The sequence below is a fragment of the Mangrovimonas sp. CR14 genome, from assembly GCF_011764015.1.
Taxonomy (GTDB): domain Bacteria; phylum Bacteroidota; class Bacteroidia; order Flavobacteriales; family Flavobacteriaceae; genus Mangrovimonas; species Mangrovimonas futianensis.
This window is the reverse complement of record NZ_JAAFZY010000002.1, coordinates 518,558-529,557: the sequence shown is the minus strand read 5'-3', so window position 1 is coordinate 529,557 and position 11,000 is coordinate 518,558. Positions and strand designations below refer to the sequence as shown.

Sequence of the window (11,000 nt, the reverse complement as noted above, 5' to 3'; positions counted from 1 at the left end):
TTTGTCAAATAACCAACTATGGATAATTCCTATTTTTCAAGTTTTTGGAAAATAAAGACCTTTTTTAAAACCATTGCAAATAACATTGCCTTCATTCCCGGAGTTTTGGGAGTGGCCGGATTTCTGTTAGGTGTCCTTGCAGGTCTTTCTGAAAAATGGGGTATTACTCCCTATTTAATCGAAAAGGCCCCTTTTTTAATAATCAATAATTACGAAACAGCGGCAACACTGTTGAGTTATTTGTCTGCTGGAATAATTTCCATCATGGTGTTTAGTTTTTCCATGGTGATGTTATTGCTTAATCAGGCTTCCAGTAATTTTTCCCCACGCGTTTTGCCAGGATTGATTTCAGTACGAAAGCATCAGTATATCTTAGGTCTTTATTTAGGAACGTTACTTTATAATACCTTTGTGATGGTGGGTATTGAGCCAACAAAAGATCAATACCAATTGCCTGGTTTTTCCATTCTTATTGGGATTATCTTAACCATCATCTGTCTGTTTTTTTTCATTTATTTTATTGATTCGATTTCAAAATCCATACAGGTTGAAAGTATATTGGACAGTATTTTCAATAAAGCTAGTAAGAGGCTTCAATTTATAATTGATAATCAAAAGGATCCTGTTTCTTTTCCAGATTCGGAAAACTGGACATCATATTCCGCAAAGACGTTTGGGTACTTTAGAGGATTAAATCGGGAAGGACTTTTGGATATCTGTGAAAAGGAAAATTTTAAACTTGAGTTGTTGAAATATCAAGGTTTTTTTGTTGGAGCGGGAATGCCGCTTTTTAAATCGAGTAAGCCCTTATCTGATGACGAATTAAATAGTGTCTTTGATTTTATTCTTCTTAATAGATCCACTGAAAATGTCAGGGAGAATTATGTGTTGGGATTTAAACAAATTGCTGAGATTGGAGTGAGAGCTATGTCGCCAGGAGTTAATGATCCTGGAACAGCCGTAAATACCATAGATTATTTAACCGAACTTTTTGCATTAAAATTACTGGAGGCTGATTGTGATTTTATCTGTAAAAAGGAAGGTGATCCCTGTGTGAAATTAAGGACCTTGTCTTTTTCAGATTTGTTGTCTCAAATCATGATGAGTTATAGGACTTACTGTAAGCAAGACATGACATGTAGTCAAAAATTGGTTATGATGATGGCTACACTAGTTGCAAATCCAAACGCAACTAAAATCCATAAGAACGCCATAAAAGAAGAATTGGATCGGTTGATGTATGATGTAGAGGGTCATATTAAAAACACACAAGATCTGGATCTTTTAAAACAGTTGGCGAATAAGGTGTCCTTTGACTAAATATTAGTTTTTTAAAAGATTACCGCATAATCTGCAACAATGTCGGCATAAAAAAAACAAATTGTCAGGCTGTAAGGTTTGGCAGAATTTTTGACTAAGTTTGCATTATTAATAGATGAGTTAAGTAGAACATATTAAATTATATATTATGGCATTAGAAATCACAGATGCAACGTTTGAAGAAACGGTATTAAAAAGCGACAAACCAGTAATGGTTGACTTCTGGGCTGCATGGTGCGGACCTTGTAGAATGGTAGCTCCTATCATAGATGAATTAAGTAAGGAATATGAAGGAAAAGCAGTAATTGGAAAAGTAGATGTTGATGCCAATCAAGAGTTTGCTGCAAAATACGGTGTGAGAAACATTCCAACCGTATTGGTATTCCAAAACGGTGAAGTAGTAGGACGTCAGGTTGGTGTAGCTCCTAAAGGAACCTACAGTGAAGCTATCGATTCGCTTTTGTAAGATAAAAACATAAAGTATTGATAAAAGGTTTGCAGTTACTGCAAACCTTTTTTTATTTTTAGGTAAAATTATTTCATATGAGCAAAACAACTAAGGTCCAAGACCTATTAGACCATAAATTACTAGAGGAACGTAAAGTGTTTCTTTGGGGGCAAGTGGACGATGATTCGGCCAAACATGTCATTGATAGATTACTATATTTGGATGCTTTGGAAACCAAAGACATCCATCTCTATATTAACAGTCCTGGAGGCTATGTAACTTCGGGATTTGCTATGTACGATTGCATTCAATCTTTGAAAAGTGATGTGTCTACAATTTGTACAGGATTGGCAGCTTCAATGGGATCTATACTATTGTCTGTGGGAGCCAAAGGGAAACGATTTATCCAGCCACATGCCAAAGTGATGATCCATCAACCAAGTGGAGGGGCTAGAGGACCAGCCAGTGACATTGAAATTACGGCACAAGAAATTCTAAAAACGAAAGAATTAAGTGCAAAGATTTTGGCCGATAACTGTGGACAGGATTATGAAAAGGTCTTAAAGGATTTCAATAGAGACCATTGGATGGATGCTGAAGAATCGGTGGCATACGGAATTGTGGATGCGGTAATTTAATCACGTGGATTTAACCAAGGAGCTTAATAAAACAAGTGGATTTACCAATTTAGAACTGTTGGCAAAACAGGTGGTGGAAGGGTTTATTGCTGGGATGCATAAGAGTCCGTTTCATGGTTTTTCGGCAGAATTTGCAGAGCACAAAATTTATAACAGTGGTGAGAGTACCAAACATATTGATTGGAAGCTCTATGCCAAAACGGATAAATTGTATACCAAGCGCTATGACGAGGAAACCAATTTACGCTGTCATTTGATTATCGATAACAGCAGTTCCATGCATTATCCAAACATGAGTTCCTTCTCCATTGATAGGTTGAATAAAATAGGCTTTTCTGCTTTGGCCGCTGCGAGTCTAATGCATATTTTAAAAAAACAGAGAGATGCTGTAGGATTGAGTATCTATAGTGATGCCTATGATTATTACGCGCCGGAAAAGGGAAGTGATAGACACCATCATATGTTGTTGCATCAATTGACTCAAATGGTGTTAAGCAAGCCAGAGAATAAGCAAACGGAAACTTTTACCTATCTACATCAGATTGCTGAAAAAATTCATAGGAGGTCTTTGATTTTCTTCTTTACAGATATGTTCCAAACCGAAACAGATCAGACTAAATTATTTGAAGCCTTAAGGCATTTGAAGTATAATAAGCATGAAGTCGTGTTGTTTCATGTTTTTGACAAGGAAAAGGAATTGGATTTTGATTTTGACAACGCACCCAGACGATTTGTAGATGTTGAGACGGGAGAACACATCAATTTATATGCTGAGAATATTCAGGAAAGCTACCAAAAAGCTGTAAAAGAGTACTTTCAGGCTGTTAAATTGAAGTGTGGGCAATACCAGATAAAGTACGTTGAGGCCAATATAAATGACGCCTTTGACCATATCTTGACGACCTACATGGTAGAGCGGCAAAAATTTATTTAAAAAAACCTGAAAAAATATTTGACTTATTAAAAAAGGCACGTATATTTGCATCCGCATTAAAGCAACGGTCTGGTAGTTCAGTTGGTTAGAATATCTGCCTGTCACGCAGGGGGTCGCGGGTTCGAGTCCCGTCCAGACCGCAAAAATGCACAAAGCTCCAAGAAATTGGGGCTTTTTTGATATAAAACAGTTTTTTAACTGACAAAACAAACCCTACAAATTGTAGGGTGTTTTAAATTTATGTGCTCAATAGTTAATCTTGGTTTGACGACGCATTGGGTAAAATAAGGGTGCCTTCCCAAACGTGATCGGTTCCAGTTCCATCGCTTCGTACCTTACCATGGCCATTAAATTCACCAGAGGCATTTTCAAATCGTCCGGTGCCTCCTATTATGTACCAAACATCATCAAATTCAAAATCGTAAGTTTCATTTTGAACGGGAACTAGACTTGATTCTTCTAATACTTCAGCATACAATAGATCGCCATTTGCTGCCATGATTATAGGGGCTTCTAGTCCATCAGAACCATCATATTCACCAAATCCTCCTTCCAAATCCGGGAAACCTTCCCCATCTAAAACAATATGAAAGCAAAATGTTAGATCGACCGTAAAATTACCTAAGTGTGTTCCTTGGCCTCCACCTACTTGATGTTCCATTGCCCAGAAATCTGTCGGGGAATTGACTGAGCAAATTATTGAAAGAGCATCCTCTGCTTGACTTGTGTGCAGCTTGGCTTTAAATGGAATTTCTGCCGGTTGGGATGCTTTGTCATTGAAGGACAATCCAGATGGGTTGTCTTCCATTATCATCTCTTGGGGTTCCTCACATGCGCTAAATGTATAAATTAAGCATGCGGCAATGAATAAGGATTTTACATTTTTCATTTTAGTTTGATTTTTGATAAAACAATAAGATTAATAAAGACTAATTAGTATTTATGAAATTATATTTTTTGTAAAGCTTCAAATGGATTGCAAGTTGTAATTGGTAAAACATATGTTGTGTTAATAAAACATATGTTGCAAGGAGTAAGACTGATAAAGGGATAATTCCCATGAATTGGGGATTTCTTAATAAATAGACAGTTTTGATTGAAACTCCAATTGTAAAAAATTTTGTAACTTATAGAAGTTGTTTTTAGGATGTTTAAGGTATGGAAAGCCTATTGTCAAAGGATCAATCTTTTATTTCAAAGCTTAATGAAATTCTTGAGAAACATTACCAAAATGAAAATTTTGGGGTTAATAAACTTGCGTTAACCATTGGGATAAGCAGATCACAGCTTCACCGAAAATTGCACGATATCAAAGGTGTAACTACTAGCAAATATATTAGGTTATTTAGGCTTCAAAAGGCATTTATTTTGTTGAAAAATGATGTGTCAACAGTTTCCGAAATAGCTTATGATGTAGGCTTTAGCAACGTTTCATATTTTATTAAATGCTTTCGGAAAACATACCATTGTTCGCCTGGGGAATTAAAAGCAAAAATAGAGCAAGGAACGTTAGTAGGTGAAGAGGAGGAGCCACAACCTATTTCCTTTACTTCTTCTACTTCAAAGAACCCTTTATTTGATAGGTTATTCAAATATTCTTTTGGTTTAGGGGGCTTTAGAATAAATGCATTTAAGATTGCTGTAAGTTTCTTGATGCTTTTCACAGTGAGCATGTTCTATCATTCTTTAAAAATGCCTAGTAAACAAATGTCTAAATCTTTGGCTATTATGCCTTTTGAGGTGAAATCAACAGCCATAGAGAAGGATATTTTGTCTGAAGGTGTTCAGAAAGGTCTAACAAGTTCCCTGGGGAAAATAAAGAAGTTTAATGTGCTCTCGAGCGCAACTACTGCAAAGTATAAGGACAGTAAATTGTCAATGGAGGAGATTATAAAAGAGCTAAATGTCGATTTTTTGGTGTCTGGAAAGGTTGATTATTTGCAAGATGACAGGCTGGTTTTAAATGTAACGGTTTATAAATTGGGGGCTCCTAAAGCTGGACTTCAAACATTTGATTTTAATACTTCTATTGAGAATATTATAACGGTTCAAAATGAAGTCTCAAAGAGAATTGCTTTATACATCGGGGTTTTGGATGATAACCATTCTGAAATTGGTTATTACAACAGGAAAATTAATAAAAATGCCTACAAAAATTATATTAAGGGGATGTATTACCTTCATAAATCTTCACAAGAATACTTTGATAAAGGGATCCGCTTCCTTTATAAGTCGCTTGATGATGATCCTTCAGAGCCCTTGGCTTATGCTGGCTTAGCCTACGGACACGTTATTTTGGGCCATAGTTCTGCACAGAACAAGAATGTGTTTGGAACGGCTAAAATAGCTGCGAGACAAGCTATAGAGCTTGACTCTACGCTTCTGGAGGCCTATGCCAGTATGGCAAGTATAGCCATTTACCACGATAGAAGTTGGAAGGAGGCAGAAGATTTGTTTCGCTACATCTTATCACGAAACTCAAGTATGGCAAATGTTCATTATGATTATGCTTGGTATTGCTTGTTGATTGGGAAAGAGCAGAAAGCAATATATCATCATGAAATGGCTGAAAAGCTAGACCCGTTTAATGTAAAATATATGGCATGGGGAGCTTGGTTGCTTGCCTACTATGGCCATTATAAGGAGGCAGCGGAAAAAGTGGAGGAGGCATTAAATGTGGCTCCGGATAATGCAATAGCCTATTTGGCAAAAGGATTTATTTATAGGAAAAAAGGCAAAATGGATAAAGCTATTCAAACTTTTGAAAGGTTACATGATTTGACACCGGGATATGCCGGTATGCTTGGAAATATTTATGCTTTAAATGATGATTTGGACAAGACTCATGAATTACTTAAAGAAGTAGAGAACTGGCCAAAGTCTGCTTGGAGAAATTTTAATTTGGCGATGTTGTATGCAGGTTTAAATGATGCCCAAATGGCAGTTAAAATGTTGGAAACAGAACCAAAACATGCTTTTGTAGCATGGGCCATGGTAGTACCGGAATTTGAGGGTATAAAGAACGATCCAAGGTTTGAAGCGTTTGTTTCCAGTTTAAACCTGCCAAAAGAGGAAGAAACATTTCAGGCCTATGCTGATACTCAATACCAGTAATATGTTGCTGTAAATATTGATACATCGTAATTAAGTTAATCATGCCCCGTCCAGACCGCAACAATGCACAAAGCTCCAAGAAATTGGGGCTTTTTTTGTGTTAATAGGTTACTGGAAAGTAGCCTAATTTATTCAAAAGGAGCTTCCGGTGGAGGATACATCCTATTGAATCTTGCACCACAGCATTTTTCTGGATTTTAAATACAATTTACACCTGTTCATGGAATGCCTATGTCATAGGTATTGTAAATAGTAAATGCTTTGGATGATTGGTTAATCGGTAATAAACTCTTTGAAATGGTAATGGGAAGACCACTTTGAAGATTTGGTTTATTATATTGTGATTATTTTAAGTGAATTTTAGTTATTTTGTTTATTCAAGCATAGAAAAAGTGAAATTTACGACTTAATATGGATTGCCAGAAATAGAATGCTTTCTTTTGACATTCGTTAAAAGGCACGTATTTATAGGTTATAAATTTTATATTTTCTCAATTAAGTGAATTAACTTTTAGTAGCGTTACTCGGTTTATACATGTTATCATACAAACATTTTTTGATTTTTCTTCTGTTATGCAATTTCATGCGAATTCAGGCTCAATCTGCAATTGAATTCAAGCAGCTCACGGGAGACAATGTGTCTACTCAAAGTATTACTTATGACATAGAACAGGATAGCATCGGTAATGTGTGGATAGCGTCAGAAGAGGGTGTCCTAAAACATAACTCAAGGTTTTTTAAAATTTATGACACCTATGATGGGCTTCCTGAGAATATAAGCAATAGGACTACTGAAGTTTTTATAGATTCCAAACAGCAAGTATGGGTTGGTATGGAGAATGGAATTTGCTTGTATAATAAAAACTTTGATAAGTTTGATCTAATTGGGAAAGCAGATGATATCAATCCGTCATTAGTAAATAAAATAACGGAAGACGGAAATGGAAATATTTGGATTGGAGCTTTTAATGGTTTATGGAAGTTTCAACCAGAAAAACATTCTGATGGTTTAGAAAGAATTATTGGAAATCTTGTAGTTCAAAATATCTATCAAGAAGGGAATACACTCTATTTAGGAACTGGGAAGGGCTTATATGCCTATCAAATAAATAATCAAAAGTCACATTTTATTAAAGGTACTGTTTCTAGTATCAATGTGATTCATAAAATAAATAATGAAATTCTAGTTGGTTCAAAAAATGGAGAGCTATTTACCTTAAATGTTGAAAAGGAGGAGCTTGAACGTGTTGATGTTGATTTTCTAGGGTTATTTCCTATTACCGATTTCTCTTCAGATAAAAAGGGGAATTTGTTTTTGGCAACCGACGGGGATGGTCTGTATCTGCTGAACAAGAATTTCAATGTTGTAGACCACTTTATAGATGACCCAGATGATCAAAATTCTCTCAATAGTAATGGTATTTATGATATAGAAATGGGTAATGAGGGAATTCTGTGGATTGCAACCTATGGGGGGGGAGTCAATTATTATAATTCCAATAAACTACCTTTTATTAAAATACAACATGAATTAAATAATGAGCATACGCTGATTACTGATTTTACTCGGGCCATAGCTCAAGATTCTAATGGAAATGTTTGGTTTGGAACCAAAAAGGGACTGAGCGTTTGGAATGTAGCAAAAAATAGTTGGAAGAATTTCAAATATCTAAGCCCTAACCCACAAAAAGCAGAGGATATCGTCTTATCCTTGGAAGCCGATGGAGAATATATGTGGGCTGGCACCTATAATAACGGACTTTTTAGAATCCATATTTCTAATTTTCAAATTGTTCCCTTCAATGAAACTAGAGATGCCAATATCAAGCTCAAGAAAATATATGCCATATGCAAGGATTTAGTAGGTAACTTATGGTTTGCAGGTATTGAAGAGGATCTTACAGTTTTAAGACCAGACAATCGGGTTGAAACATACCCTATTCAGACGATTAAATCTTTACAATTAGCCCCCGATGGTGATATTTTGGCCTCGGGCAGAAATGGAATTTATAGGATAAATGATCAAAAACGTGAATTTAAATTAATAGAAGAGTTAAGCCCACAATCCAATAACTTAGCATACTCTACTATTAGTGCTATCGATCTAACATCGAACGGAGAGATCATTGTTGCAACCAATGGTGCGGGTTTGGTTTATTTCAATTCAAATTCTAGAGATGTTAAAAAATTGACAGTCAAGTCTGGAATGCCGTCAGATATTGTACAAGGGGTAATAGCTATGGATGTTGATGATGTCTGGGCCAGTACCACCAAAGGATTGGCTCATATTATGACCTCAGAAAAAGATACCATTATTAGGGTGTATGACAAAAGAGATGGTATGGCTGGAACAGAGTTCAATTATGGGAGTTATACCAGGTTGAAAGATGGATTAATTGCTTTTGGAGGTGTCGATGGGGTTACCATTTTTAACCCTGATAAAATCAAAGGTCAAAGCCATAGCCCATCCATTGTTTTTGATGGTTTTAAATTGTTCAATCAACAAATTAAGCCAGGTGAATCTCATGTCCTTGAAAAACATATTAATGAAACTGATGAAATTGTTTTGGAGAGTGATGAGAATTCTTTGGAAATTGAATTCACAGGTGTTTCACATGGTACGCCTTCAAAGGTGACTTATTCTTATTTTTTGGAGGGGTTTGAAGAAGATTGGTCTGAGCCAAGTCCCAATGGTTTTGCTACCTATACCAATTTGAACTCTGGTAAATATGTATTTAGAGTAAGGGCTATTGATAAATATGGAAATTTTGGGGATGAGAGAAGCCTAAATGTTGAGATTTCGTCCCCTTGGTGGGCAACAAATAAGGCATTTTTTATCTATACCTTTTTAATAATAGGTGTTATTCTATTGATAATTCACTTTACGAGTGTTGTAGTTCATAAACGTCATGCAGATGAACAAATTGATTTCTTTAATAACATTACACATGAGATCAAGACGCCATTAGCAATATTATTGTCCTCATTGGATGGTATGACAGAAAATGTAAAATCTAATGAAGAATCAAAGGTTAAAATTAAGCGTACCGTAAAACGAATTAACTCTTTGTTTGAGCAAATGCTGAACTTTCACAAAGTGACAAGTGGTGATCTGGAAGTTCAAAATATTATGCCTATAAAAGTTGAGTCCCATTTAAAAGGTATAATAGACGATTTTAAACCTTTGACGAGTGAAAGAAATTTAAATCTTGAAATAACCCATAAATGGGATAAAGAAGTTTTCTTCTTTGATAGAGATATCTTTGATAAAATTGTTTTAAACCTTTTGTCAAATGCAATTAAATATTCCTTTGATGATGGTAACATTAATTTATACACCAGTACAACTAGATTTGGTGATTTGCGAATTGAAATTGAAGATCATGGACTTGGAATACCAAAGGAGCAGCAAAAATATATTTTAAAAAGGTACTATCGAGCGAGGAATGCTATTAATAGTCAAAGACCAGGAACAGGCTTGGGTTTGGTCATGGTTAAAAAATTGATAGAAAAGGTTGGTGGGTCTATTACCTTTGAGAGTGAAGAAAATAAAGGAACCTCATTTTTTGTGGAATTACCTAACTTGAAATCTAAATTCAGGGAGCAAGAATTGGTTAAAGAGAAAACCGTAGTTCCTGTATCTCCTAGTGATTTGGATGACCCTTCAGAACTAGATGATTTTAGTGATAATAAAATTTTGATAGTTGAGGATAATGATGAATTGAGAAGTATCCTCGTTGAAACCCTAGGAAAGCATTTTCAAATTTTTGAAGCTAGTAATGGTTCAGAAGGTCTAGAAGTGGCTTTACAACAATTCCCAGATTTAATTCTTACAGATTTGATAATGCCTGAAATGGATGGTATGGAAATGTCTAAGAAGCTGAAAGAGGACATCAATTTAAATCACATTCCCATTTTCATGCTTACAGTTCTTCAAAACTCAGTTCAGCAGATTGAAAGTATTGAAAGCGGTATTTCAGAGTATATAGAAAAGCCTGTCAATGTCAAATACTTATTGGCCAAAATCATCAATACCTTTAAATGGCAAAAAACCTTAAGGCAACGTTTTGTTCAGGAAGAAGATGCCGGTAATGCGGCTTTATTCCGAAGCAAGAGTGATCAAGAATTTCTCGGAGGATTGGAAAAAGCCATTTTGGATAATATTGAAAACAACGATTTCTCTGTTCATGACTTGTCCAAACAATTTGGAATGAGCAGAACCTCCCTCTATCTGAAACTTAAAAACCTAGTTGATCTATCGCCGCAAGACTTTATTATCCATACCAAGTTGAAGTATGCCAAAAAATTATTGGTTGAGGGACAAAAGACCATAAAAGAGGTTGCTTATTGCTCTGGGTTTTCTAATCCCAAATATTTTAGTACATCCTTTAAGAAGTTCTACGGACAAACTCCTAGTGGATTTATAGAAAGTCTTCAAAAATAAATAGAAGTTACTTGTTAAGTTTTTCATTTTCAATTGCTCAATTATTTTGAGTTAAAATTGCTGGTTACTCATATTCTAGGTTTGATTATTGTCAAATATTCA

General features: G+C 35.4%; 7 protein-coding genes and 1 tRNA gene. 7 read left to right on the top strand and 1 reads right to left on the bottom strand.

Translation table 11 applies throughout. The features are described from left to right. Nucleotides 1–18: 18 nt before the first annotated feature. The 5 genes from GZ212_RS05530 to GZ212_RS05510 all read left to right on the top strand — a co-directional run bounded on the left by GZ212_RS05530 (nucleotide 19) and on the right by GZ212_RS05510 (nucleotide 3,480). Nucleotides 19–1,320: a DUF2254 domain-containing protein gene (locus GZ212_RS05530; protein ID WP_166957987.1), complete on the top strand. Its 1,302-nt coding sequence runs from the start codon at nucleotides 19–21 to the stop codon at nucleotides 1,318–1,320. A 148-nt stretch (nucleotides 1,321–1,468) separates the two neighbouring features. Further along, on the top strand, nucleotides 1,469–1,786 hold the full coding sequence (gene trxA, locus GZ212_RS05525) for a thioredoxin (RefSeq protein WP_053971131.1): 318 nt from the start codon (nucleotides 1,469–1,471) through the stop codon (nucleotides 1,784–1,786). A 77-nt stretch (nucleotides 1,787–1,863) separates the two neighbouring features. After that, nucleotides 1,864–2,406, top strand: coding sequence for a ClpP family protease (locus tag GZ212_RS05520; RefSeq protein ID WP_166957985.1), 543 nt, complete (start codon nucleotides 1,864–1,866; stop codon nucleotides 2,404–2,406). A 4-nt stretch (nucleotides 2,407–2,410) separates the two neighbouring features. Further along, nucleotides 2,411–3,340, top strand: a complete 930-nt coding sequence (locus GZ212_RS05515; RefSeq protein WP_166957983.1) for a DUF58 domain-containing protein — start codon at nucleotides 2,411–2,413, stop codon at nucleotides 3,338–3,340. Between the two features lie 66 nt (nucleotides 3,341–3,406). Continuing rightward, a tRNA-Asp gene (locus GZ212_RS05510) sits at nucleotides 3,407–3,480 on the top strand. A 113-nt stretch (nucleotides 3,481–3,593) separates the two neighbouring features. Here GZ212_RS05510 and GZ212_RS05505 read toward each other — a convergent pair. Further along, nucleotides 3,594–4,229: a hypothetical protein gene (locus tag GZ212_RS05505; protein ID WP_166957981.1), complete on the bottom strand. Its 636-nt coding sequence runs from the start codon at nucleotides 4,227–4,229 to the stop codon at nucleotides 3,594–3,596. 269 nt (nucleotides 4,230–4,498) lie between these two features. Between GZ212_RS05505 and GZ212_RS05500 the strand changes: the two genes are divergently transcribed. Further along, nucleotides 4,499–6,454, top strand: a complete 1,956-nt coding sequence (locus tag GZ212_RS05500; RefSeq protein WP_166957979.1) for a helix-turn-helix domain-containing protein — start codon at nucleotides 4,499–4,501, stop codon at nucleotides 6,452–6,454. Nucleotides 6,455–7,037: 583 nt separating this feature from the next. Further along, the gene (locus GZ212_RS05495; RefSeq protein WP_166957977.1) at nucleotides 7,038–10,898 is read left to right on the top strand and encodes an ATP-binding protein; all 3,861 of its coding nucleotides are present in this window, start codon (nucleotides 7,038–7,040) and stop codon (nucleotides 10,896–10,898) included. Nucleotides 10,899–11,000 lie beyond the last annotated feature (102 nt).

What these genes read in the sequence shown, in the direction of transcription:
- GZ212_RS05530 (WP_166957987.1), top strand. Translation starts at nt 19, where the DNA reads ATGGATAATTCCTATTTTTCAAGTTTTTGGAAAATAAAGACCTTTTTT.
- trxA (WP_053971131.1), top strand. Translation starts at nt 1,469, where the DNA reads ATGGCATTAGAAATCACAGATGCAACGTTTGAAGAAACGGTATTAAAA.
- GZ212_RS05520 (WP_166957985.1), top strand. Translation starts at nt 1,864, where the DNA reads ATGAGCAAAACAACTAAGGTCCAAGACCTATTAGACCATAAATTACTA.
- GZ212_RS05505 (WP_166957981.1), bottom strand. Translation starts at nt 4,229, where the DNA reads ATGAAAAATGTAAAATCCTTATTCATTGCCGCATGCTTAATTTATACA.
- GZ212_RS05500 (WP_166957979.1), top strand. Translation starts at nt 4,499, where the DNA reads ATGGAAAGCCTATTGTCAAAGGATCAATCTTTTATTTCAAAGCTTAAT.
- GZ212_RS05495 (WP_166957977.1), top strand. Translation starts at nt 7,038, where the DNA reads ATGCGAATTCAGGCTCAATCTGCAATTGAATTCAAGCAGCTCACGGGA.